General features: G+C 67.7%; 21 protein-coding genes. 14 read left to right on the top strand and 7 right to left on the bottom strand.

All coding sequences use genetic code 11. From position 1 onward, the window contains the following. Nucleotides 1-28 precede the first annotated feature (28 nt). A complete protein-coding gene (locus WDZ95_RS05190; protein ID WP_425776714.1) occupies nucleotides 29-316 on the bottom strand; it encodes a ComEA family DNA-binding protein in 288 nt (95 codons plus the stop codon). 284 nt (nucleotides 317-600) lie between these two features. On the opposite strand from WDZ95_RS05190, the gene WDZ95_RS05185 reads away from it, so the two are divergent. The 7 genes from WDZ95_RS05185 (at nucleotide 601) to WDZ95_RS05155 (ending at nucleotide 9077) form a co-directional block, all read left to right on the top strand. Beyond that, nucleotides 601-2196, top strand: coding sequence for an ABC transporter substrate-binding protein (locus tag WDZ95_RS05185; RefSeq protein ID WP_425776712.1), 1596 nt, complete (start codon nucleotides 601-603; stop codon nucleotides 2194-2196). Nucleotides 2197-2260: 64 nt separating this feature from the next. Next, the gene (locus WDZ95_RS05180; RefSeq protein ID WP_166230329.1) at nucleotides 2261-3241 is read left to right on the top strand and encodes an ABC transporter permease; all 981 of its coding nucleotides are present in this window, start codon (nucleotides 2261-2263) and stop codon (nucleotides 3239-3241) included. Between the two features lie 2 nt (nucleotides 3242-3243). Next, a complete protein-coding gene (locus WDZ95_RS05175) occupies nucleotides 3244-4530 on the top strand; it encodes a M20 aminoacylase family protein (protein ID WP_425776709.1) in 1287 nt (428 codons plus the stop codon). Then, nucleotides 4527-6095, top strand: coding sequence for an ABC transporter substrate-binding protein (locus tag WDZ95_RS05170; RefSeq protein ID WP_425776707.1), 1569 nt, complete (start codon nucleotides 4527-4529; stop codon nucleotides 6093-6095). Before WDZ95_RS05175 ends, WDZ95_RS05170 begins: the two co-directional genes overlap by 4 nt. A gap of 53 nt (nucleotides 6096-6148) precedes the next feature. Further along, entirely contained in the window at nucleotides 6149-7084 is a 936-nt protein-coding gene (locus tag WDZ95_RS05165; RefSeq protein WP_166230334.1) for an ABC transporter permease, read from the top strand. A 2-nt stretch (nucleotides 7085-7086) separates the two neighbouring features. Beyond that, complete coding sequence (locus tag WDZ95_RS05160; RefSeq protein WP_425776705.1) at nucleotides 7087-8055, top strand: ABC transporter ATP-binding protein; 969 nt, start codon at nucleotides 7087-7089, stop codon at nucleotides 8053-8055. Next, nucleotides 8052-9077 carry an ABC transporter ATP-binding protein gene (locus WDZ95_RS05155; RefSeq protein WP_425776703.1) on the top strand — a complete coding sequence of 342 codons (1026 nt, stop codon included), beginning with the start codon at nucleotides 8052-8054 and terminating at the stop codon, nucleotides 9075-9077. The genes WDZ95_RS05160 and WDZ95_RS05155 overlap by 4 nt, the downstream gene beginning before the upstream one ends. Before the next feature lie 4 nt (nucleotides 9078-9081). On the opposite strand, the gene WDZ95_RS05150 is transcribed toward WDZ95_RS05155, so the two are convergent. After that, complete coding sequence (locus tag WDZ95_RS05150) at nucleotides 9082-9930, bottom strand: MurR/RpiR family transcriptional regulator (RefSeq protein WP_425776701.1); 849 nt, start codon at nucleotides 9928-9930, stop codon at nucleotides 9082-9084. A 64-nt stretch (nucleotides 9931-9994) separates the two neighbouring features. On the opposite strand from WDZ95_RS05150, the gene tal reads away from it, so the two are divergent. Further along, the gene (gene tal, locus WDZ95_RS05145; RefSeq protein ID WP_425776699.1) at nucleotides 9995-10936 is read left to right on the top strand and encodes a transaldolase; all 942 of its coding nucleotides are present in this window, start codon (nucleotides 9995-9997) and stop codon (nucleotides 10934-10936) included. A gap of 83 nt (nucleotides 10937-11019) precedes the next feature. On the opposite strand, the gene groL is transcribed toward tal, so the two are convergent. The 4 genes from groL to metK form a co-directional block, all read right to left on the bottom strand. After that, a complete protein-coding gene (gene groL / locus WDZ95_RS05140) occupies nucleotides 11020-12666 on the bottom strand; it encodes a chaperonin GroEL (RefSeq protein ID WP_166230342.1) in 1647 nt (548 codons plus the stop codon). 36 nt (nucleotides 12667-12702) lie between these two features. After that, entirely contained in the window at nucleotides 12703-12993 is a 291-nt protein-coding gene (gene groES, locus WDZ95_RS05135) for a co-chaperone GroES (RefSeq protein ID WP_166230344.1), read from the bottom strand. 219 nt (nucleotides 12994-13212) lie between these two features. Continuing rightward, nucleotides 13213-15237 (bottom strand): PAS domain-containing sensor histidine kinase, encoded by a 2025-nt coding sequence (locus WDZ95_RS05130; RefSeq protein WP_425776697.1) that lies wholly within the window; start codon nucleotides 15235-15237, stop codon nucleotides 13213-13215. A gap of 167 nt (nucleotides 15238-15404) precedes the next feature. Continuing rightward, nucleotides 15405-16589: a methionine adenosyltransferase gene (gene metK / locus WDZ95_RS05125; protein WP_166230348.1), complete on the bottom strand. Its 1185-nt coding sequence runs from the start codon at nucleotides 16587-16589 to the stop codon at nucleotides 15405-15407. A gap of 173 nt (nucleotides 16590-16762) precedes the next feature. Here metK and WDZ95_RS05120 point away from each other — a divergent pair, with 173 nt between their 5' ends. Together WDZ95_RS05120 and WDZ95_RS05115 are read left to right on the top strand one after the other, a co-directional pair. After that, nucleotides 16763-17584 (top strand): lysophospholipid acyltransferase family protein, encoded by an 822-nt coding sequence (locus WDZ95_RS05120; RefSeq protein WP_425777257.1) that lies wholly within the window; start codon nucleotides 16763-16765, stop codon nucleotides 17582-17584. Beyond that, entirely contained in the window at nucleotides 17581-18507 is a 927-nt protein-coding gene (locus WDZ95_RS05115) for a lipid A biosynthesis acyltransferase (RefSeq protein WP_425776694.1), read from the top strand. The genes WDZ95_RS05120 and WDZ95_RS05115 overlap by 4 nt, the downstream gene beginning before the upstream one ends. Before the next feature lie 21 nt (nucleotides 18508-18528). Here the strand turns inward: WDZ95_RS05115 and yihA are convergent, their stop codons facing one another. Next, the gene (gene yihA, locus WDZ95_RS05110; protein WP_166230354.1) at nucleotides 18529-19239 is read right to left on the bottom strand and encodes a ribosome biogenesis GTP-binding protein YihA/YsxC; all 711 of its coding nucleotides are present in this window, start codon (nucleotides 19237-19239) and stop codon (nucleotides 18529-18531) included. 105 nt (nucleotides 19240-19344) lie between these two features. Between yihA and WDZ95_RS05105 the strand changes: the two genes are divergently transcribed. From WDZ95_RS05105 to msrP, 4 genes are all read left to right on the top strand, one after another. Further along, complete coding sequence (locus WDZ95_RS05105; RefSeq protein ID WP_425776692.1) at nucleotides 19345-19959, top strand: c-type cytochrome; 615 nt, start codon at nucleotides 19345-19347, stop codon at nucleotides 19957-19959. 96 nt (nucleotides 19960-20055) lie between these two features. Beyond that, nucleotides 20056-22200: a cytochrome c biogenesis protein ResB gene (locus WDZ95_RS05100; protein WP_425776690.1), complete on the top strand. Its 2145-nt coding sequence runs from the start codon at nucleotides 20056-20058 to the stop codon at nucleotides 22198-22200. Next, a complete protein-coding gene (gene ccsB, locus WDZ95_RS05095) occupies nucleotides 22197-23558 on the top strand; it encodes a c-type cytochrome biogenesis protein CcsB (protein WP_166230360.1) in 1362 nt (453 codons plus the stop codon). Before WDZ95_RS05100 ends, ccsB begins: the two co-directional genes overlap by 4 nt. A gap of 94 nt (nucleotides 23559-23652) precedes the next feature. Then, on the top strand, nucleotides 23653-24645 hold the full coding sequence (msrP, locus tag WDZ95_RS05090; RefSeq protein ID WP_425776687.1) for a protein-methionine-sulfoxide reductase catalytic subunit MsrP: 993 nt from the start codon (nucleotides 23653-23655) through the stop codon (nucleotides 24643-24645).

Here is a 24645-nt window from a genome sequence, read left to right as displayed (position 1 = left end):
CGGCTTGCCGGGCGGTTTTTTTATGGCTTCAAGATTTCGGCTTCGCCGGTGCCGGTGCACCGGCTGGCTTGTAGGCTTCACCGTTGACCGTGAGCCCTTGGTGCGACAGCTTGGCCGCGCGCTTTTCGCCGATGCCGGACACGCGCCCGATCAGGTCGTTCCAGTTCTTGAACGGGGCGCTTTTGCGCTGTTCGATGATCTTGGCACTCGTGCCCGGACCGATGCCTTTGATGCTGTCGAGGTCGGTGGCGCTGGCCTTGTTCACATCGACCGCGGCGAAGGCAAAGCCGGCGCACAGCGACAGCAGCACGGCCATCAATTGGCGTTTCATGGATCACTCCCTGTGGGTTGGGTTGAAGACAGAAGAACCCGATCCGGACGATCGGGCGTTGGAAATATAGGCCTTAAGCATTCGTATTTCATCACGAAGAAAGCAAGCTTGTTTGAGATGCCGGTCGGTGCGCGGAAACACCCGCAACCCAAAACCGCCGCGCCAAAGAGGCCATTTCCCCGGCGCAAGCCATACGGGTAATTCCCCTCGCTGGTGCAGGAACGCTTGTTGCATAGTCCCGGCACCCACACTTATTTCAGGTGTCAACGATGAAACCCATCTCCACGCCGCTGCGCGCGGTCATCCTGGCCGCCACGCTGGCCATCACGACCGGCGCCGTGCAGGCCCAGGGCAAGACCTTCAAGTGGACCAGCGCCAGCGACATCCCCACCTGGGACATCCATTCGCAGAACAACGCGCTGGCCAACGGTATCCATGCCTCGGTCTATGAATCGCTCGTGTACTACAACAGCCGCACCTTCAAGCCCGAGCCGATGCTGGCCACGGGCTGGACCGAGGTGTCGCCGACCCAGTTGCGCATCACGCTGCGCACGGGTGTGAAGTTTCACGACGGCTCGGCCTTCACGGCCGACGACGCGGTGTTCTCGCTGCAGCGCGCCATGGCGCCCACCTCGAACTTCACGCCCTACGTGCAAGGCATCGACCGCATCGTCAAGGTCAACAACAACACGATCGACATCTTCACCAAGGGCCCCAACCCGGTGCTGGTGAACCAGCTCACCGAGCTGCGCATGATGAGCAAGGCCTGGGCCGAGAAGAACAACTCGGTGGCGCCCAAGGACATCAAGACGCAGGACGAGAACTTCGCACACCGCAACGCCATGGGCACCGGTCCCTTCATGCTCAAGGAATGGGCGCCGGACCAGAAGATGGTGCTCACGCGCAACCCGAACTGGTGGGGCCGCAGCGGCGACAGCAACGTGAACGAGGTCGTGTACACGCCCGTGAAGGCCACCGCCACGCGCATGGCGGCGCTGCTCTCGGGTGAAGTCGATTTCGTGCTCGACCCGAGCCCGCAAGACCTGCCGCGCCTGCGCCAGGACGGCAACCTCAAGGTGATCGACGGGGTGGAAAACCGCACCATCTTCTTCGGCATGGACCAGCACCGCGACGAACTCGTGGGCAGCAACATCAAGGGCAAGAACCCGCTCAAGGATGTGCGCGTGCGCAAGGCGCTGTACCAGGCGATCGACATGAACGCCATCGCCCGTGTCACGCTGCGCGGCCTGGGTCAGCCCACCGGCGCGCTGGTGGCACCTCAGGTGGCGGGCTGGAGCGAGTCGGTGCACCAGCGCTACCCGTTCGACGTGGCCGTCGCGCAGAAGCTGCTCGCCGACGCCGGCTACAAGGACGGCTTCGAGGTGGATTTCGCCTGCCCGAACAACCGCTACATCAACGACGAGGCGATCTGCCAGGCCGTGACCGCGATGTGGGCGCGCGTGGGCGTGAAGGCCAAGCTGCGCACGCTGCCGCTGTCCACCTATTTCCCCATGATCCAGCGTTACGAGGCCAGCATCTACATGCTGGGCTGGGGCGTGCCCACCTTCGACGCGCTCTACAGCCTGCAGTCGCTGGTGCGCAGCGTGGGCCAGGGCGGTGACGGCAACTACAACGTGGGCCGCTACAGCAACCCCAAGATGGACCAGATCATCGATCGCGCCAAGACCGAGACCGATCCGCTGATCCGCAACCGCCTGCTCAACGAGGCGCTGGCGCTGTCGAACTCCGACGTGTCGCACCTGCCCCTGCACAACCAGATCATTCCCTGGGCCATGAAGAAGAACATCGACGTGGTGCACCGCGCGGACAACCGCCTGGATTGGCGTCTCATCAAGGTAAACTGACCGCGTTTCCGACCGCAAAGGGTCGCCCCAGGTATGGCGCGACCCTTTCTTGTTTTTTCATCCGATGTTCGCTTTCATACTTCGGCGGCTGGTGCAGGCACTGATCGTGATGGTCAGCGTGGCCCTGATCGCCTTCATGCTGTTCCAGTACGTCGGTGATCCGGTGGTGTTCCTGCTGGGCCAGGACGCGACGCCCGAGCAGGTGCGCGCCCTGCGTGCCGACCTCGGCCTGGACAAGCCCTTCATCATCCAGTTCTGGCACTTCCTCATGAACGCGGCGCAGGGCGAGTTCGGCCTGAGCCTGCGCCAGGGTGCCAAGGTCTCGCGCCTGATCGCCGAGCGCTTTCCGGCCACGCTGGAGCTGGCCCTGGTGGCGGCCGTGCTCGCGCTGGTGGTGGGCATCCCCATGGGCGTGTACGCGGCGCTCAAGCGCGGCACCTTCATGAGCCAGGTGTTCATGACGATCTCGCTGCTCGGCGTGTCGCTGCCCACGTTCCTGATCGGCATCCTGCTGATCCTGGTGTTCGCGGTGCACCTGGGCTGGTTCCCGAGCTTCGGCCGCGGCGACGTGGTGCAAATGGGCTGGTGGAGCACCGGCCTGCTCACGCCCAAGGGCTGGCTGCACATCACCCTGCCCGCGATCACGCTGGCGATCTTCCAGCTCACGCTGATCATGCGGCTGGTGCGCGCCGAGATGCTCGAGGTGCTGCGCACCGACTACATCAAGTTCGCGCGCGCGCGCGGCCTCACCAACCGCGCGGTGCATTTCGGCCATGCGCTCAAGAACACGCTGGTGCCGGTGATGACCATCACGGGCCTGCAGCTTGGCGGCCTGATCGCCTTCGCCATCATCACCGAGACCGTGTTCCAGTGGCCGGGCATGGGCCTGCTGTTCATCCAGGCCGTGACCTTCGCCGACATCCCGGTGATGGCCGCTTACCTGTGCCTGATCGCGCTGATCTTCGTGGTGATCAACCTGATCGTCGACCTGCTGTATTTCGCGGTCGATCCGCGGCTGCGCGTCGAAAAGGCCGGGGGCCACTGAACATGGCCGTCACCTCGCGCATCCGGGCCCATGGCCGCGCCTTCGCGCACATCGCGGCCTACCACCCCGAGCTCACCGCATTGCGCCGCGACCTGCATGCGCATCCCGAACTGGGCTTCGAGGAGCGCTACACCAGCCAGCGCGTGGTCGAGTCGCTCAAGGTCTGCGGCGTCGACGAGATCCACACCGGCATCGGCAAGACCGGTGTGGTCGCCATGGTGCGAGGCCGCAGCACGGCCAGCGGCCGCATGATCGGCCTGCGCGCCGACATGGACGCCTTGCCCATGACCGAGCACAACGACTTCGCCTGGAAGTCGAGCAAGCCCGGCATGATGCACGGCTGCGGCCACGACGGGCACACCGCGATGCTGGTGGGCGCCGCGCGCTACCTGGCCGAGACGCGCCACTTCGACGGCACCGCGGTGCTGATCTTCCAGCCCGGCGAGGAGGGCTTCGCGGGCGCCAAGGCCATGATCGAAGACGGCCTGTTCGAGCGCTTTCCGGTGCAATCCGTGTTTGCCATGCACAACTGGCCGCAGATGCGCCCGGGCACCGTGGGCATCAACCCCGGCCCCATGATGGCCGCGGCCGACCGCATCACCATCGAGATCACGGGCAAGGGCGGCCATGGCGCGCATCCCTATGCCACGGTCGACCCGGTGGTGGTCGCGGCCCACATCATCACGGCGGTGCAGACCATCGTGTCGCGCAACGTGCGCGCGATCGACAGCGCGGTGATCAGCCTGTGCGCCATGCAGGCCGGCGATCCCGGCGCGTTCAGCGTGATCCCGGGCACCGCGCGGCTCGTGGGCACGGTGCGCACCTTCAACCCCGAGGTGCAGGCCATGGTCGAGAAGCGCCTGCACGAGGTGTGCTCGGGCGTGGCCCTGGGCCTGGGCGCGTCGGCGCACCTGCACTACGAACGCATCTACCCGGCCACCATCAACACGCGCGACGAAGCCCGCTTCGCGATGGAGGTGGCACAAAAGCTCGTGGGCCACGAACACGTGGACCGCAACATGGACCCGAGCATGGGTGCCGAAGACTTTTCCTTCATGCTGCAGGTCAAGCCCGGCGCCTACCTGCGCCTGGGCCAGGGCGCCGAGAACGGCGTGGGTGCCTGCTTCCTGCACAACAGCCGCTACGACTTCAACGACGACGTGCTGCCGCTGGGTGCGGCGCTGCACGCCGGCCTTGTCGAACAGGGCATGCCGCTCGCCGAAGAAGCGGCGCAGCCCACCCTCCGTCACACACCCGTTTCACCCAACCCTGTCAGGAGCGACGCATGACCTTCACCCAAACCGCCGCCGCCTTGTTGGCCATGACCGCTGTCGGCATGGCTTCGGCCCAGACCGTGCGCATCGGCAACCAGGGCGATGCCCTGTCGATGGACCCGCATTCGCTCAACGAATCGCTGCAGCTGAGCGTCACGGGCAACGTCTACGAGCCGCTGGTGGCGCGCGACCGCAACCTCAAGGTGATCCCCGGTCTGGCCACGAGCTGGCGCCAGACCTCGCCCACGGTGTGGCGCTTCGAACTGCGCAAGGGCGTGCAGTTCCACGACGGCACGCCGTTCACCGCCGACGATGTGCTGTTCACCTTCGCGCGTGCCGCGGGCGAGGGCTCGGACATGAAGAGCTACGTCAACGACGTGAAAGAGGTGCGCAAGGTCAACGATCACGTGGTCGACATCGAGACCAAGACGCCGTTCCCCATCCTGCCCGACGTGCTCTCGCTGCTCTACATCATGAGCAAGAAGTGGAGCGAGGAGAACCAGGCCACGCGTCCCGTGGACCGCCGCAAGGGCATCGAGAACGCGGCCTCGTTCCGCGCCAACGGCACCGGTCCGTTCCGCCTGCGCGAGCGCCAGCCCAACGTGAAGACCACGTTCCAGCGCAACGGCAGCTACTGGGGCAAGATCGAAGGCAACGTGGTGAACGTGGAGTACACGCCGATCGGCAACGACGCCACGCGCGTGGCCGCGCTGCTCTCGGGCCAGGTCGACGTGATCGAGCCGGTGCCGCTGCAGGACGTGCAGCGCATCAACGGCAGCGGCAAGTCCAAGGTGCTGCAAGGCCCCGAGCTGCGCACCATCTTCCTGGGCATGGACCAGAAGCGCGACGAGCTGCTGTACTCGAACGTGAAGGGCAAGAACCCCTTCAAGGACAAGCGCGTGCGCCAGGCTTTCTACCAGGCCATCGACATCCAGGGCATCCAGCGCACCGTGATGCGCGGCGCCTCGTCGCCCACCGCGCTGATGGTGGGCCCGGGCATCACCGGCTTCGATCCCGCGCTGAACACCCGCCTGCCCTACGACCCCGAAGCCGCGAAGAAACTGCTCGCGGAAGCCGGCTACCCCAACGGCTTCGAAGTGGCCATGAACTGCCCGAACGACCGTTACGTCAACGACGGCAACGTGTGCCAGGCGGTTGCGGCCAACCTCGCTCGCGTCGGCGTGAAGATCAACCTGCAGGCCGAAACCAAGGGCACCTATTTCCCCAAGATCCTGCGCCGCGACACCAGCTTCTACATGCTGGGCTGGACGCCGGGCACCTACGACGCGCACAACGCGCTCAACGCCCTGATGCGCTGCGTGGACGATTCGGGTGCGGGCCAGTTCAACCTCGGTTCGTACTGCAACCCCAAGCTCGACGAGCTGACCAACAAGATCCAGGCCGAGACCGACAAGTCCAAGCGTGACGCCATGATCCGCGAGGCCTTCAAGATCCACTCGGACGACATCGGCCACCTGCCGCTGCACCAGCAGGCCCTGGCATGGGGCGTGGCCAACAACGTGAGCCTCGTGCAGATGGCCGACAACTTCATGCCCTTCCGCTACTTCTCGGTGAAGTAAACCCCGCGCCCCATCGGGCGGATGCCGGCCGGCGCGGCCGCATCCGCCCGCGCATGCCCTGTCCCACGGACCACAACGTGATCGCCTTCCTGCACAAGGTATTCGACAGCGATGTCGGCTACAGCTTCCGCACCTCGCCGACGGCCATCGTGGCCGCGGTGATCGCGGCCATCTGCATCTTCTGCGCGGTGTTTGCCCATTGGGTGGCGCCGCACAACCCCTTCGACCTTGCCACGCTCGACCTGATGAACGCGCGCCTGCCCCCCATGTGGCAGGAGGGCGGCAACCCGCAGTTCGCGCTCGGCACCGACGACCAGGGCCGCGACATCCTGTCCGCGCTCATGTACGGCGCGCGCATCTCGCTGGCCGTGGGCCTGGCCTCGGTGGTGCTGTCGGTGCTCATCGGCGTCACGCTGGGCCTGCTCGCGGGTTTCCTGGGCGGCTGGATCGACGCCTTCCTCATGCGCCTGTGCGACGTGATGCTGTCGTTCCCGCCCATCCTGATCGCGCTGCTGATCGCCGGCGTGGGGCGTGCGCTGTTTCCCAACGCGCACGAGACGCTCGCCTTCGGCGTGCTCATCATCTCCATCACGCTCACCGGCTGGGTGCAGTACGCGCGCACGGTGCGCGGCTCCACGCTGGTCGAGCGCAACAAGGAATACGTGCAGGCCGCGCGCGTGACCGGCGTGGCGCCGCTGCGCATCATGGGCCGCCACGTGCTGCCCAACGTGCTCGGCCCGGTGCTGGTGCTGGCCACCATCCAGGTCGCCACGGCCATCATCACCGAGGCCACGCTGTCCTTCCTGGGCGTGGGCGCGCCGCCCACCTCGCCCTCGCTGGGCACGCTCATCCGCGTGGGCAACGACTACCTGTTCTCGGGCGAGTGGTGGATCACCATTTTCCCGGGCCTGATGCTCATCCTCATCGCCCTGAGCGTGAACCTGCTGGGCGACTGGCTGCGCGACGCCCTGAACCCCCGGCTCCGTTGAACATGAGTCTTCTGCAAGTCAAGAACCTCGTCGTCGAGTTCCCCACGCGCCGCGGCACGCTGCGCGCGCTCGACGACATCTCCTTCGACATCGCGCCCGGCGAGATCCTGGGCGTGGTCGGCGAATCGGGCGCGGGCAAGTCGCTCACGGGCGCCTCCATCATCGGCCTGCTCGAGCCGCCGGGGCGCATCGCCTCGGGCCAGGTGCTGCTCGAAGGCCAGCGCATCGACCACCTGCCGCACGAGCAGATGCGCCGCATCCGCGGGCGCAAGATCGGCGCCATCTTCCAGGACCCGCTGACCTCGCTGAACCCGCTGTACTCGGTGGGCCGCCAGCTCATCGAGACCATCACCACGCACCTGCCGGTGAGCCAGGCCGAGGCGCGCGAGCGCGCCATCCAGCTGCTCAAGGACACCGGCATCCCCGCGGCCGAGCAGCGCATCGACCACTTCCCGCACCAGTTCTCCGGCGGCATGCGCCAGCGCGTGGTGATCGCGCTGGCGCTCGCGGCCGAGCCGCAGCTGATCGTGGCCGACGAGCCCACCACCGCGCTCGACGTATCCATCCAGGCGCAGATCATCACGCTGCTCAAGACCATCTGCAAACAGCGCGGCGCGGCCGTCATGCTGATCACGCACGACATGGGCGTGATCGCCGAGACCTGTGACCGCGTGGCCGTGATGTACGCGGGCCGCATCGCCGAGATCGGCCCGGTGCACGAGGTGATCAACCACCCGGCCCACCCCTACACCCGCGGCCTGATGGCCTGCATCCCCGACATGACCGAAGACCGCGAGCGGCTGCACCAGATCGACGGCGCCATGCCGCGCCTGAACGCCATCCCCAAGGGCTGCGCCTACAACCCGCGCTGCGAGCGCGTGTTCGAGCGCTGCCACGCCGAGCGGCCCGAGCTCATGGACGCGGGCGCCACGCGCGCCGCCTGCTGGCTCTCGAGCGGAGCCGCTGCATGAACGCCACCGTGAACGCCGCCGTGAACGACGACACCCCGCTGGTGCGCGCCACCGACCTGGCCAAGACCTTCGACGTCTCGCCGCCCTGGCTCAACCGCGTGATCGAGCGCAAGCCGCGCCAGCTGCTGCGCGCCGTCGACGGCGTGAGCTTCGACATCCCGCGCGGGCAGACGCTGGCGCTGGTGGGCGAGTCCGGCTGCGGCAAGAGCACCGTGGCGCGGCTGCTCGTGGGCCTGTACGAGCCCACGCGCGGCGGCTTCGAGTTCGACCGCCAGGACGCGCACGCCGCGTTCAAGACGCCCGAAGGCCGCGTGCTGCGCCGGCGCATCCAGATGATCTTCCAGGACCCGTACGCGAGCCTGAACCCGCGCTGGCGTGTGGAAGACATCATTGCCGAGCCGCTGCGCGAGCACCAGATCGAGTCCGACCCGGTGAAGCTGCGCGAGCGCGTGGACAGCTTGCTGCAGTCGGTGGGCCTGAGCCCGCTCGACCGCGTGAAGTACCCGCACCAGTTCAGCGGCGGCCAGCGCCAGCGCATCTCGATCGCGCGCGCCCTGGCCACGCAGCCCGACTTCCTGGTCTGCGACGAGCCCACCAGCGCACTCGACGTGTCGGTGCAGGCGCAGGTGCTCAACATCATGAAGGACCTGCAGCGCGAGCGCGGCCTGACCTACCTGTTCATCAGCCACAACCTGGCCGTGGTGCGCCACGTGAGCGACCAGGTGGGCGTGATGTACCTGGGCCGGCTGGTGGAGCTCGCGCCCAAGCACACGCTGTTCGAGCGGCCGCGCCACCCTTACACGCGCATGCTGCTCGACGCGATCCCCAAGATGCACGACACGGGCCGCGCGCGCACCCCGGTGCAGGGCGAGGTGCCCAACCCGCTGAACCCGCCCAGCGGCTGCGCCTTCAACCCGCGCTGCCCGCACGCCAACGAGCGCTGCCGCAACGAGCGCCCCGCGCTGCAGACCCTGGGCGGCATCCGCATCGCGTGCCACGCCGTCGAAGAAGGCCGTCTCTGAGGCGCTAGGCGTAGCGTTTGCTGCGCAGGTTGTTCTTCATCTCGCGCAGCAGCGGCTGCAGCCGCGTGCTGCCGATGCGCAGCGCCAGGCAGGTGGCGAGGATGTCGATCACCATCAGGTGCAGCAGCCGCGAGGTCATGGGGCTGTAGCGGTCGTAGCCCTCGGGGTGGTCGGCCGCGAGGTGGATGTGGCCCACCTGCGCCATCGGCGAGCCGCTGGTGGTGATGGTGATCACCGTGGCGCCGTGCTTGCGCGCGATGTCGGCCGCGTCCATGAGGTCGCGCGTGCGGCCCGAGTTCGACACGATCACCAGACAGTCCCCCGCGCTCAGCAGCGACGCACCCATCACCTGCATGTGGCCGTCGCTGTAGGCCACGGCGTTGATGCCCAGCCGGAAGAACTTGTGCTGGGCGTCGTGCGCCACGATGCCCGAGTTGCCCGCGCCGTAGAACTCGATGCGGCCGCGCGATTTCCACGAGGCCATGAGCGCGTCCACCGCGCGCTCGATCGCGTGGCTCGACGCGTCGTTGCGGTACTTGAGGAAGGCCGCCACCGTGTTGTCGACCACCTTCACCAGCACGTCGCCGGTCTTGTCGTCGGCGTCCACGCTGCGGTGGATGAAGGGCACGCCCTCGCTCACCGTGCCCGCGAGCTTGAGCTTGAAATCCGACAGCCCGTCGTAGCCCATGCTGCGGCAAAAGCGCACCACCGTGGGTTTGCTCACGTGCGCGCGCTCGGCCAGCTCGCTCACGGGCAGGCTCGCGAAGCTGCGCGGGTCTTGCAGCACCAGCCGGCCCACGCGCTGTTCGGCCGGGGCGAGCGAGGGCAGGGAGGCCTTGATGCGATCGAGCATGGCGTGGAACCCGGTGGACGAATGGGCTGAAATTTTATTACCGGCGGGTCGCGATAATGCGCCCATGAACCAGCTCGACGCGCTCAAACAGTTCACCACCGTGGTCGCCGACACCGGCGACTTCAAGCAGCTGGCGGCCTATGCCCCGCAGGACGCCACCACCAACCCCTCGCTGATCCTCAAGGCGGTGCAGAAGCCCGAGTACGCGCCGCTGCTGGCCCAGGCCATCGCGCGCCACGGCAGCGCCGACAAGGTGGCGCTGATGAACCGCCTGCTGGTGCGCTTCGGCTGCGAGATCCTGAGCCTGATCCCGGGCCGGGTGTCGACCGAGGTCGATGCGCGCCTGAGCTTCGACACCGCGGCCACGCTGGCACGCGCGCGCGAACTCATCGCGCTCTACCGCGCCGAGGGCGTGGACAGCGGCCGTGTGCTGATCAAGGTCGCGGCCACCTGGGAAGGCATTCGCGCGGCCGAGCAGCTCGAGCGCGAAGGCATCCACACCAACCTCACGCTGCTGTTCTCGTTCGCCCAGGCCGTGGCCTGTGGCCAGGCGGGCGTGCAGCTCATCTCGCCCTTCGTGGGCCGCATTTACGACTGGTACAAGAAGCAGGCCGGCGCCCAGTGGGACGAGGCCGCCAACGCGGGCGCGAACGACCCCGGCGTGCGCTCGGTGCGCCGCATCTTCGAGCACTACAAGCGCCACGGCATCCGCACCGAGGTGATGGGCGCGAGCTTTCGCAACGTGGGCCAGATCGTTGCGCTTGCGGGTTGCGACCTGCTCACCATCAGCCCCGACTTGCTCGCGCAACTGGCCGCGAGTGAGGCGCCGCTCGCGCGTGCGCTCGACGCCGACGCGGCCCGCGCGCTCGACCTGCCCGCGGTGGCCTACGACGAGGCGGGCTTTCGTTTCGCGCTCAACGAAGACGCGATGGCCACCGAGAAGCTGGCCGAAGGCATTCGCGCCTTCGTGGCCGACGCGATCAAGCTCGAAGCGCTGATGGTCTGAGCCCGCCGCTTGCGAGCGTGGCCCATAAAAAAACCCCGCGATCGCTCGCGGGGTTTTTTGTTGGCCGGGAAGCCGGGCGGGGCTTACATGCCCATGCCGCCCATGCCACCCATGTCGCCCATGCCGCCGGCGGGGGCGGGAGCGTCGTCCTTCGGCGCTTCGGCGACCATGGCTTCGGTCGTCAGCAGCAGCGAGGACACCGAGGCGGCGTTCTGCAGCGCGGTGCGGGTCACCTTGGTCGGGTCCAGGATGCCCATCTCGATCATGTCGCCGTAGGTGTCGTTGGCGGCGTTGAAGCCGTAGTTGCCCTTGCCGTTCAGCACGGCGTTGACCACCACGGACGGCTCGCCACCGGCGTTGGCCACGATCTCGCGCAGGGGCGCTTCGATCGCCTTGAGCACCAGCTTGATGCCGGCGTCCTGGTCGGGGTTGTCGCCCTTGAGCTTGTCGCCCACGGCCTGCTTGGCGCGCAGCAGGGCCACGCCACCACCGGCCACCACGCCTTCTTCAACGGCGGCACGCGTGGCGTGCAGCGCGTCTTCCACGCGGGCCTTCTTCTCTTTCATCTCGACTTCGGTGGCCGCACCGACCTTGATCACGGCCACACCGCCGGCCAGCTTGGCCACGCGCTCTTGCAGCTTCTCGCGGTCGTAGTCGCTGGTGGCTTCTTCGATCTGGATGCGGATCTGCTTGACGCGGGCCTCGATGTCGGCCGCGGCGCCAGCGCCGTCGATGATGGTGGTGTTTTCCTTGCCCACTTCCACGCGCTTGGCCTGGCCCAGGTCGGCCAGGGTCACCTTCTCGAGCGTCAGGCCCACTTCTTCAGCGATGACCTTGCCGCCGGTGAGGATGGCGATGTCTTCGAGCATGGCCTTGCGGCGGTCGCCGAAGCCAGGCGCCTTGACGGCCACAACCTTCAGGATGCCGCGGATGGTGTTGACCACCAGGGTCGCGAGGGCTTCGCCTTCGACTTCCTCGGCGATGATCAGCAGCGGACGGCCGGCCTTGGCGACTTGCTCCAGCGTGGGCAGCAGGTCACGGATGTTGCTGATCTTCTTGTCGAACAGCAGCACGAAGGGGTTGTCCAGCAGGGCGGCCTGCTTTTCGGGGTTGTTGATGAAGTAGGGCGACAGGTAGCCGCGGTCGAACTGCATGCCTTCCACGACATCGAGTTCGTTGTCGAGCGACTTGCCGTCTTCCACGGTGATCACGCCCTCTTTGCCGACCTTGTCCATCGCGTCGGCAATGATCTTGCCGATCGACTCGTCGGAGTTGGCGGAGATCGAGCCCACCTGGGCGATTTCCTTGCTGGTGGTGGTCGCCTTGGACGACTTCTTCAGCTCTTCCACCAGGGCGGCGACGGCCTTGTCGATGCCGCGCTTGAGGTCCATGGGGTTCAGGCCGGCGGCCACGTACTTGCTGCCTTCGCGCACGATGGCCTGGGCCAGCACGGTGGCGGTGGTGGTGCCGTCACCGGCGTTGTCGGAGGTCTTGGAGGCCACTTCCTTCACGAGCTGGGCGCCCATGTTCTGCAGCTTGTCCTTGAGCTCGATTTCCTTGGCCACGGACACACCGTCCTTGGTCACGGTGGGGGCGCCGAAGGAGCGCTCGAGCACCACGTTGCGGCCCTTGGGGCCCAGGGTGACTTTCACGGCGTTGGCCAGGATGTTCACACCCTCGACCATGCGGGCGCGGGCTTCGCCGCCGAAAACTACGTCTTTAGCTGCCATTTTTCAGACTCCTGAATAGCGATAAAGGGGGAGGGCTTACTTCTCGACGACCGCGAACAGGTCGTCTTCCTTCATGACGAGCAGCTCGTCGCCGTCGACCTTGACGGTCTGGCCGCTGTACTTGCCGAACAGGACACGGTCACCGACCTTCACGGTCAGCGCCTTGGTTTCGCCCTTGTCGTTGGTCCGGCCCGGACCCACGGCCACGACCTCGCCCTGGTCGGGCTTCTCGGCGGCGGCGTCGGGGATGACGATGCCGGAGGCGGTCTTGGTTTCGCTGTCGACGCGCTTGACGATCACGCGATCGGCGAGGGGACGAAGTTTCATTGCATCTCCTGAATGGGAAGAATGTTGGTGGAGGGAAAAAGGGGGTCCCGACCCGGGGGCCGGGACGCGGGCGCGAATGTTAGCACTCAGCGCTGGCGAGTGCTAATCATGGGGCCGATGTGTGTCGATTTCAAGATCGCGGCAATGGCGATCGGCCGGCACGCCCCAAAAAAATGGGCCCGGGATGTCCCGGGCCCTGTCTGGGGTCGTCGGCGGTTCTCAGGCGCTCAAGGCGGCCAGGGCCGAGGGCGTGAACTCGGTGGCCGGGCCGGTGCCTTCGAAGGGCAGCGTGAAGTAAAAGGTGCAGCCGCGGCCGGGGGCGGTTTCGCACCAGATGCGGCCGCCGTGGCGCTCGATGATGCGCTGCGTCTGCGCGAGACCGGTGCCGTTGCCCTCGAAGTCCATCGAGTGGTGCTGGCGCTGGAACATCACGAACAGGTTGTGCGCCTTCTCCAGGTCGAAGCCGACGCCGTTGTCGCTGATGTAGAACATGTGGCCGCCCACCGGGTTGACCTTGCAGCCGACCTCGATGCGCGCGTTCGGGTGCTTGCGCGTGTACTTCACCGCGTTGTCGAGCAGGTTGCCCCAGGCCTGGGCCAGCAGCATCGCGTCGCCGCGCACCATGGGCAGGTCGGTGTCGATCACCCAGTCGATCTGGCGCTGCGTGTTCTCCTGCCGCAGGTGGGCGATCACGCCGTGCAGCAGCGGGCTCAGCGGCACCGGCTGCGACTCGATCGCCACGCGGCCCAGGCGCGCGTATTCGAGCAGGCCTTCGATCATCACGCCCATGCGCTTGCTCGACTTGCCGATCGATTGCAGGCACTGCTGCACCATCGGGTCGTCGGACTCGCCGATCTGCTCCTGCAGCAGCGAGGTGAAGCTGGCGATGTGGCGCAGCGGCGCGCGCAGGTCGTGCGAGACCATGTGCGAGAAGACGTCGAGGTCCTTGTTGGCGGCCACGAGCTGGCGCGTGCGGTCGGCCACGCGTTTCTCGAGCTCGCGGTTGAGGTCGTTCATCACGTCCTCGAGGTTCTTGGCGGCGGTCATGTCGCGCGTGATGCACGACAGGCCGCGCAGCTCGCCCTGCTGGTTGCGCAGCGCGGTCACCACGCTGTGCGCCCAGAAGCGCGTGCCGTCCTCGCGCAGGCGCCAGCCGCGGGTTTCCCACTGGCCGTGCGACTTCGCCAGGCGCAGCACCTGCTGGATGTCGATCTCGTCCTCGCCCGCGTTGTCGGCGCTCATGAGCGAACCGAAGGGCTTGCCCGTGACCTGGGCCTTGCTGTGGCCGTGCAGGCGCTGGGCGCTCTCGGTCCACTCGGTGATGCGGCCTTGCTCGTCGATGAAGTAGACGCAGTAGTCCTGCAGCGCGTCCACCATCAGGCGGTAGCGCTGCTCGCTCTCGAACAGCTCGGTGGTGCGCTCGCGCACACGCTCTTCGAGGTCGCGGTTGGCGTTGAGCACCAGTTCTTCGGTGCGGCGGCGCTCGCTGATGTCGTGCAGCTCGATGAAGATGCCCTTGATCTCATGGCCCTGCTGGTCGGGCAGGTAGTGGATCTCGTAGTAGTGCCGCTGGCCCGAGGCGTCCTGGCGCTCGGCCTCGAAGCTCTGCGGCTGGCCGCTGAGTGCCGCGGCCACGCGCGGCAGGATCTCGTGCAGCACCTCGGGGCGCACCACGTAGCTCAGGTGCGAGCCCACCATTTCTTCGGGCGTCTTGCCGTAGCGGCCGGCGTGCGCTGCGTTCGCGAAGCGGCAGACCAGGTCCTTGTCGTAGTAGGCCAGGCGCGCGGGAATGCGGTCGGTGATGCTGCGCAGCAGGGCCTCGGTGGGCGTGGGCGCGCCGCCCGCGGCAGCCGCGGGGGCGGGCGCGGGCTGCACCAGGGTGCTGCTGTGCAGGAAGTGGCCCTGGCCGTCGAACACCGCGGCCGATTGCAGCCGGGCCTGCCACACGGCGCCGTCGGCCTTGCGCAGGGCGAGATCCAGCGGTGGGGCCTCGCCGCGCTGGCGCAGCGCGTCCACGTGGGCACGCAGTTGCTCGAGGCTTTGTGCGTCGGCCGGTTCGATCACATGCGCCAGCGCGTCAGCGCCCGCGCCGCTGTGGCCGAGCCAGTTCAGCAGCGTGCGATTGGCCCGCACGCAATGCAGATGCGCGTCCAGCGCGAGCAGGCCGCCCGGGACCTGGTCGAAGGGGTCCTGGCCGGGGGTTGATTCGCAGCCGATGTCGGTGAAGGACAGGTCGAGTTCCATGAAAGCTCCGGCGGGTTCTGCGCAGGCGAAGAAGGACTTGTGCGTTCATATCGGCGCACGCCCGGAAAAATTCAGCGCTCGCTTGCGTTCATGGACGAAGGGATGAAAACCACGAAAAAAGGCCCCGCGGGCTCGCGCCGGCGGGGCCTTTCAGGCAGTGATTCGACTTACTTCAGGCCGGCGGCGGCGCGCAGGGCAGCGGCCTTGTCGGTCTTTTCCCAGGTGAACTCCGGCTCCTCGCGGCCGAAGTGGCCGTAGGCAGCGGTCTTGGAGTAGATCGGGCGCAGCAGGTCGAGCATCTGGATGATGCCTTTCGGGCGCAGGTCGAAGTGTTCCTGCACGAGCTGGGCGATCTGCTCGTCGGGGATCACGCCGGTGCCTTCGGTGTAGACCGTGACGTTCATGGGGCGCGCCACGCCGATGGCGTACGCCACCTGGATCTGGCACTGCTTGGCCAGGCCGGCGGCCACGATGTTCTTGGCCACGTAGCGCGCCGCGTAGGCGGCCGAGCGGTCGACCTTGGACGGGTCCTTGCCCGAGAACGCGCCACCGCCGTGCGGGCAGGCGCCGCCGTAGGTGTCGACGATGATCTTGCGGCCGGTCAGGCCGCAGTCGCCCTGCGGACCGCCGATGACGAACCGGCCCGTGGGGTTGATCAGGTACTTGGTGTTCTGCAGCCACTCCTTGGGCAGCACGGGCTTGATGATCTCCTCGATGATGGCCTCGTTGAAGCTGGCCTTCATCTTGGTGGGCGTCTCGCTCTGGTCGGGCGAGTGCTGGGTGGAGAGCACCACGGTGTCGATGCTGTGCGGCTTGCCGTCGACGTAGCGCATGGTCACCTGGCTCTTGGCGTCGGGCCGCAGGAAGGGCAGGCGGCCGTCCTTGCGCAGCTGGGCCTGGCGCTCCACGAGGCGGTGCGCGTAGTAGATGGGCGCGGGCATCAGCTCGGGCGTTTCGTCGCAGGCGTAGCCGAACATCAGGCCCTGGTCGCCGGCGCCGGTGTTCAGGTGGTCGTCGCTCGCGTGGTCCACGCCCTGGGCGATGTCGTTGGACTGCTTGTCGTAGCAGACCATCACGGCGCAACCCTTGTAGTCGATGCCGTATTCGGTGTTGTCGTAGCCGATGCGCTTGATGGTGTCGCGCGCGACCTGGATGTAGTCGACGTGGGCGTTGGTGGTGATCTCGCCGGCCAGCACCACCAGACCCGTGTTGGTCAGCGTTTCGGCGGCCACGCGGCTGCGCGGGTCCTGCTGGAAGATCGCGTCGAGGATGGCGTCGGAGATCTGGTCGGCCACCTTGTCGGGGTGGCCTTCGGACACGGATTCGGACGTGAAGAGGAAATCGCTCGCCATTTAAACTCCTGAAGGTTGTCGTGATCGGCGTTGCCGGTCTGTCAGAAGTCGGCGAACGCTTTAGCGGTATTTGTGAATCGCCCCGCAATCAGTTCATCAACTCGGCGATGGCGCGATTCTAGTGCAGCGCCCGTCTGGCCTCACAGGGCCCCTTTGTTCTCTTGGCCACACTGATCCGTCTCTTGTTCTCCGCGGGCGCGCGCCTGCCGCTGGCCGTGCTGCACGCGGTGGGCCTGCTGCTGGGCTGGCTCAGCTTCGCGCTGTCGCCCACCTACCGCCGTCGCCTGCTGGCCAATGCGCGTCAGGCCGGTCAGCCGCTGGCCGTGGCCCTGCGCTCGGTCGGCCACGCGGGCCGGCTGGTGACCGAGTTGCCGCGCCTGTGGCTGGGCGCGCCCGTGCCCTGGCGCTGGAGCGGCGTCGAACACATCGAGGCCGCGCAGGCGGCGGGCCGCGGCCTGCTGTTCCTCACCCCGCACCTGGGCTGCTTCGAGGTCACGGCCCAAGCCTATGCCGCGCGCTTCGGCGCCCGGCGGCCCATGACCGTGCTCTACCGGCCCTCGCGCCAGCCCTGGCTGCGCGAGCTGGTGGACCGGGCGCGCGAGCGCCCCGGCCTGCAGACGGCCCCCACCACCTTGTCCGGGGTGCGCCAGCTCATCGGCGCCCTGCGCGCGGGCGAGGCCGTGGGCCTGTTGCCCGACCAGGTGCCGCCCCAGGGGCTCGGGGTCTGGGCGCCGTTCTTCGGCCGCGATGCCTACACCATGACCCTGTCGGCCCGCCTCGCGCGCTCGGCCGACGCGGTGGTGCTGCTGAGCTGGGGCGAGCGCCTGCCCTGGGGTCGCGGCTACGTGATCCACGTGCGTCCGCTCGGCCAGCCGCTGCCCGCCGAGCCCGAAGCGGCGGCGCGGGTGGTCAATGCCGCCATGGAAACGCTGGTGCGAGAATCGCCCGCCCAGTACCTCTGGTCGTACGACCGCTACAAGGCGCCTCGCCGATGACCGAACCCGCGAAAGACGCCCCGTCCCTCGACGATCCCCCCGCCAGCCTGGGCGCGCGCCTGGGCATCGGCTTCATGCGCGTGCTCGCGCGCCTGCCCCTGTCGTGGGTACGGGCGCTGGGCTGGGTGCTGGGCCAGGTGCTGCACACCGTTGCCGGGCGGCGCCGGCGCATCGCGCGCACCAACTGGGCGGCCTGTTTTCCCGAACAGTCCGAGGCCGAGCGCGATGCCGCAGTGCGCCGCCATTTCGTGTATTTCGCCCAGGCCTGGCTCGACCGCAGCTGGCTCTGGGAAGCGCCCGACGAGGTGGTGAAGCGCCGTCTGGTGCTCAAGGGCGATCTGGCCGTGTTCGACGGCAACACGCCCACGGTGATCTTCGCACCGCATTTCGTGGGACTCGATGCGGGCGGCCTCGCACTCACCGCCAAGCTGCCGCGGCGCTTCTGCACGGTGTATGCCGAGCAGCTCAACGCCGACATCGACCGCTGGATGGCCGCCGGCCGCCAGCGCTTCGGCCAGCCGCACGTGGTGAACAAGCGCCAGGGCCTGCGGCCCATCGTGGCCGCGGTGCGCGACGGTTTTCCGCTCTACCTGCTGCCCGACATGGATCACGGCGAGCGTGACGCCGTGTTCGTGCCTTTCTTCGGCGTGCTCGCGGCCACCGTCACCTCGCTGCCTCGCCTGGCGCGGTTGGGCAAGGCGCAGGTGGTGCCGGTGCTCACCCGCCTGGTGCCCGAGGGCTACGAGGTCACGGTGCTGCCGGCCTGGCAGGGCTACCCGGGCGGCACGGTGGAAGAAGACACCGCCGAGATGAACCGCCAGCTCGAAGGCTTCATCCGCACCATGCCCGAGCAGTACTACTGGGTGCACAAGCGCTTCAAGACGCGGCCGCCGGGCGAGCCGCCGTTCTACATCGGGGTCTGACACGCGCCGCGCGGCGCGGCGTCAGTCCAGGGCCGGGGGCTCGTCGTCTGGCGGCGCGGGGGCGGCGGCGGGCGCCGCGGGGGCTTCGAGTGCCCATTGCCGCAGCAGCACCGCCACCTCGTCCAGGCCCTGCTTCTTGAGCGCCGAGAACAGCCGGGCCTCGCCGCCGGCGGTCTGCAGCCGCGCGATCGACAGCGCCTTGTGGGCCTCGGTGCGGGTGAGCTTGTCGGCCTTGGTGAGCAGCACGAGGAACTTCAGACCGTCCTGCACGCGCGGGCGGATCGCTTCGAGCAGCGCCTCGTCGAGTTCGGTCAGGCCCAGGCGCGGGTCGACCAGCATGACGACTGCGCGCAGGTTGGGGCGGGTCAGCAGGTAATTGGCCATCACGCGCTGCCAGCGCAGCTTGGCCTCGCGCGGCACCGCCGCGTAGCCGTAGCCGGGCAGGTCGGCAAGCACGGCGTCGGTCACGCCCTGCTTGCCCAGGGTGAACAGGTTGATGCTCTGGGTGCGGCCAGGCGTTTTCGAGGCGAACGCCAACCGTTTCTGCTGCGTCAGCGTGTTGATCGCCGTGGACTTGCCCGCGTTGGAGCGGCCCACGAAGGCGAATTCGGGCACCTCGAGCGCGGGCAGGGTCTCCAGCGTCGGGGCGGTGGTGAGAAAGCGCGCCGTGTGCAACCACGCGTGGGCCAGGCGGGCGTCGGCACTGGGGGCCGGAGTGGAGTGGTGGGTCATCTGAGGCAGGCTTGGTGGCGCATTGTAAAATCGTTGGGTTTTGACCGGCCGAGCCTCGATCGTCCCCACACACCGAACCCGTCCGCCCGCGACGCACGCCCCGACATGAAATTGCCTGTCTCCTTCCTGATGGCCGCTGCCGCTGCAGCCCTTTCCCTGAACGTGCACGCGCAGGCGGCCAAGCCGGACCTCGCCAAGGGTTCCGCCACCTACGGCAACGTCTGCGTGGCCTGTCACGCCGCCGACGGCAACTCGACCACGCCGGCCAATCCCAAGCTCGCGGGCCAGCACCCCGAGTACCTGATGAAGCAACTGCAGGAATACAAGTCGGGCAAGCGTGCCAACGCGATCATGCAGGGCATGGCCGCCGGCCTGTCGGACGACGACATGCGCAACGTGGCCCACTGGCTGGCCTCGCAAAAGCCCGCGCCGGGCTTCGCGTCGGACCCCGAGCTCGTCAAGCTCGGTGAGCGCATCTACCGCGGCGGCCTGGCCGACCGTGGTATCGCCGCCTGTGCCGGCTGCCACAGCCCGAACGGCGCCGGCATCCCGTCGCAGTACCCGCGCCTGTCGGGTCAGCACGCCGACTACACCAAGACCCAGCTTGAGCATTTCCGCAACGGCACGCGTGCCAACAACGCGCAGATGCGCGACGTGGCCGCCAAGATGACCGACCGCGAGATCAAGGCGGTGTCCGACTACATTGCCGGCCTGCGCTGATTTTTTCGCCGGTCACTGAACCGGCGCCGCGCAACCGCATCAGAACAAGGCGCTTCGCGAACTCCGCAAGCGCCTTTTTTCTTCGCCCTTCATCCCATGACCGCATCGACCCAAGGCCTGGAACTGCAGAACGGCTCGCGCCGCTGGGCCGCGCTGGTGGAATTGCTGTCGTCGATGCGCTTTGCCATCGCGCTGCTCACGGTGATCTGCATCGCCTCGGTGATCGGCACCGTGGTCAAGCAGGCCGAGCCGTACAACAACTACGTCAACCAGTTCGGGCCGTTCTGGGCCGAGGTGTTCGGTTCGGCCCACCTGTTCACGGTCTACAGCGCCTGGTGGTTCCTGCTCATCCTGGCCTTCTTGGTGGTGAGCACCAGCCTGTGCATCGCGCGCAACACGCCCAAGATCCTGGCCGACTTCAAGGCCTACAAGGAAAACATCCGCGAGCAAAGCCTCAAGGCCTTCCCGCACCGCGCCCAGGGTGAACTGGCCGAGGCACCGCAGGCCGCGGCGCACCGCATCGGACAGCAACTGCTGGGCGCGGGCTGGAAGGTGCGGTTGCAGTCGCGCACCACGCCCCAGGGCGAGGGCTGGATGGTGGCCGCCAAGAAGGGCGCGGCCAACAAGTGGGGCTACATCGCCGCGCACAGCGCGATCGTGCTGGTCTGCGTGGGCGGCCTGCTCGACGGCGACCTCATGGTGCGCGCGCAGACCTGGTTCAACGGCAAACAGATCTTCGAGGGCGGCGGCATGATCGCCGACGTGCCGGCCCAGCACCGGTTGTCCACCAGCAACCCCACCTTCCGCGGCAACCTGCTGGTCACCGAAGGCACGGCATCGAGCACCGCGATCCTTTCGCAGCCGGGCGGCGTGCTGCTGCAGGAGCTGCCGTTCTCGGTCGAGCTCAAGAAGTTCATCGTCGAGTACTACGACACCGGCATGCCGCGCCTGTTCGCGAGCGAGATCGTGATCCACGACCGCGAGACCGGTGAGCAGATTCCGGCGCGTGTCGAGGTGAACCACCCGGTGTTCCACCGCGGCATCGCCATCTACCAGTCGAGCTTCGACGACGGCGGCTCGCGCGTGAAGCTGCAGGCCGTGCCCTTTACGCGCGGCGCCCGGCCCTTCGAGGTCGAAGGCACCATCGGCGGCTCGACCCAGCTCAGCAACGGCGACCAGCAGATGACGCTGGAATACACCGCGCTGCGCGTGATCAACGTCGAGAACTTCGCGGGCAACGCGGGCGGTGGCACCGACGTGCGCAAGGTCGACCTGCGCGAGGCGGTGGAGAGCCGGCTGGGCTCGGCGCACAAGACCACCACCGAAAAAACGCTGCGCAACGTGGGGCCGAGCGTGACCTACAAGCTGCGCGACAGCGCAGGCCAGGCGATCGAGTACCACAACTACATGCTCCCGGTGGAGCTCGACGGTCAGCGCGTCTTCCTGCTGGGCCTGCGCGAAACGCCGCAGGACCCGTTCCGCTACCTGCGCGTACCGGCCGACGAGAACGATGCCATGGACGGCTTCGCCCGCCTGCGCGCGGCGCTCGACGACCCCCAGCTGCGCGCCGAGGCCGTGCGCCGCTACGCCGTGCAATCGGTCGAGAGCGGCCGCACCGACCTGGCCCAGGCGCTGGCGGCGTCGGCCACGCGCGCGCTCGCGCTGTTCGCGGGCGCCGAGCGCCTGCCTGCCGAGGCCGCGGCCGGTGGCAACGGCCAGCCGCCGCGCGAGCTCAAGGGCGGCCTGCAGGCGGTGTCGGCCTTCCTGGAAACCAGCGTGCCGGCCGATGAACGCGAGCGCGCGAGCGAGGTGCTGGTGCGCATCCTCAACGGCACCCTGTTCGAACTGCTGCAGCTCAGCCGTGAAAAGGCCGGCCTGGCGCCGCTGCCGCGCGACGACGCCACCCAGCGCTTCATGACCCAGGCCGTCATCAGCCTGTCCGACAGCTTCTTCTACCCGGCGCCCATGGCGCTGACGCTCAAGGACTTCACCCACGTGCAGGCCAGCGTCTTCCAGGTCGCGCGCGCGCCCGGCAAGACCATCGTCTACCTGGGGTGCCTGTTGCTCATCCTGGGCGTCTTTGCCATGCTCTATGTGCGCGAACGCCGCGTGTGGGTGTGGCTCGCGCCGAACGCGCAGGGCGCCCAGGCCAGCCTGGCCCTGTCGACCAACCGCAAGACGCTCGACGCCGACCACGAATTCGACTTGCTCAAGACCCAGCTGTTGCAGGTGAAACCATGAACACCGCCACCCAGACCATCGATCTCAAGAAGGCCGCCGCCGGCGGCGGCCTGCAGCCCGGCTACTTCGCACGCCGCGACGTGTGGGACTGGCTCTTTGCCGCGCTCGTGCTCGCGGCCGGTGTCGCGGCCTTCGCGCTCTATGGCAGCGCCATGGACGGCTATGAAAAGGCCATCCTCGCGGGCACCGTGCCCAGCCTGGTCTGGCTCGGCTGGTTCTGGCGCCCGCTGCGCCTGCTGACGGTGGTCGTCGGCGCGCTGGCGCTGCTGGCGATCTGGCTTTACCAGGCGCCGGGTGGCGGCGCCGATCTCGCGCGCAGCGAGCAGGTGTTCCTGCTCAAGTACTTCATCTCGAGCCAGTCGGCCATCCTCTGGATGAGCGTGCTGTTCTTCATGAGCACGGCCTTCTACTGGATCGGCATGTTCACGCGCGCCGGCGCGGCCTTCGAGGCCATGGGCTCGCGCCTGGCCTGGGTGGCCATCGGCCTGGCGCTCATCGGCTCGCTCGTGCGCTGGTACGAAAGCCACCAGATCGGCCCCGGCATCGGCCACATCCCGGTGAGCAACCTGTACGAAGTGTTCGTGCTGTTCTGCTGGATGACCGCGGCCTTCTACCTGTACTACGAAGACCGCTACGCCACGCGCAGCATGGGCGCGTTCTCGATGCTGATCGTGAGCGCGGCCGTGGGCTTCCTGCTCTGGTACACGGTGGTGCGCGAAGCGCACGAGATCCAGCCGCTGGTGCCCGCGCTGCAGAGCTGGTGGATGAAGCTGCACGTGCCCGCGAACTTCATCGGCTACGGTACCTTCGCGATCGCGGCCATGCTGGCCTTCGCCTACCTCATCAAGCAGACCGCGGGCGAGACGCGCTGGTACAAGCTTGCGCCGCTGTGGCTGCTGGGTGTGGTGCTGTGCTTCGAGCCCATCGTGTTCCGCCAGAGCGCGGCCGAGAAGGGCGGCAGCTACTGGTTCGTCTACTTTGGCGTGTCGGCGCTCATCGTGGGCACCATCATGTTCGGCCGCCGCCGCATCGCCGAGCGCCTGCCCTCGTTCGAGGTGCTCGACGACGTGATGTACAAGGCCATCGCGGTCGGCTTCGCCTTCTTCACCATCGCCACCGTGCTGGGCGCGCTCTGGGCCGCCGAGGCCTGGGGCGGCTACTGGAGCTGGGACCCCAAGGAGACCTGGGCGCTGATCGTGTGGCTCAACTACGCGGCCTGGCTGCACATGCGCCTCATGAAGGGCCTGCGCGGCACCGTGGCCGCCTGGTGGGCGCTGGTCGGTCTGGCCATCACCACCTTCGCCTTCCTCGGCGTCAACATGTTCCTGTCGGGTTTGCACAGCTACGGCGAACTCTGATCGCGGAAACCAGCGAGACTCTGGCGGATCGAAGCAACGATCCGCCAACGGGCGCGGCATCTTCCGCGCCCGTGTCATTTCTGGAGGCAAGGCCATGCTGATCCGCACGTCCGACAACGGTTTCGTCCACCCCACCAGCAGCGACATCACGCCGCGCTCGGCCTACCTGCAACGCCGCCAATGGCTGCTCGCGGCGGCCGCCGCCGGCGCCACCTGGGCCGCTCGCGACGCCTGGGCCCAGAACACGGTGCCCCGTCCGGGCAAACTCGCCCCCCTGCCGGGCAAGCCCAGCACCGTACCCGGCGGCACCACCGTGGAAAAACCCGCGCGCTACGAAGACGCGGCGGGCTACAACAACTTCTACGAGTTCGGCCTCGACAAGGAAGACCCGGCGCGGTACGCCAAGACGCTCAAGCCGCAGCCCTGGACCGTGCAGGTCGAGGGGCTGGTGAACAAGCCGGGCCGCTTCGATCTCGAGGCCCTGCTCAAGCTGGCGCCCATGGAGGAGCGCATCTACCGCCTGCGCTGCGTCGAGGGCTGGTCGATGGTGATTCCGTGGGAGGGCTACTCGCTGGCCGAACTCATCAAACGCGTGGAGCCGCAGGGCAGCGCGAAGTACGTGGAGTTCGTGACCCTGGCCGACGACAAGCAGATGCCCGGTCTGCGCTCGAACGTGCTGACCTGGCCCTATGTGGAAGGCCTGCGCATGGACGAGGCCCTGCACCCGCTGACCCTGCTCACCTTCGGCATGTACGGCGAGGTGCTGCCGAACCAGAACGGCGCGCCGGTTCGGCTCGTGGTGCCCTGGAAGTACGGCTTCAAGAGCGGCAAATCGATCGTGAAGATCCGCTTCACCGAGCAGCAGCCCAAGACGGCCTGGAACGTGGCGGCGCCGCAGGAGTACGGTTTCTATTCGAACGTGAACCCGCAGGTGTCGCACCCGCGCTGGAGCCAGGCCACCGAGCGCCGCATCGGCGAAGACGGCGGGGGCCTGTTCGCCAAGCGCCGACAGACCCTGATGTTCAACGGCTACGAGGCGCAGGTGGGCCAGCTCTACGCGGGCATGGACCTCAAGAAGTTCTACTGA

The organism is Hydrogenophaga sp. T2 (assembly GCF_049843535.1).
GTDB classification, from domain to species: domain Bacteria; phylum Pseudomonadota; class Gammaproteobacteria; order Burkholderiales; family Burkholderiaceae_C; genus Hydrogenophaga; species Hydrogenophaga crocea.
Note: the sequence above shows the minus strand (reverse complement) of the source record. Positions and strands in the feature narration are given on the sequence as shown.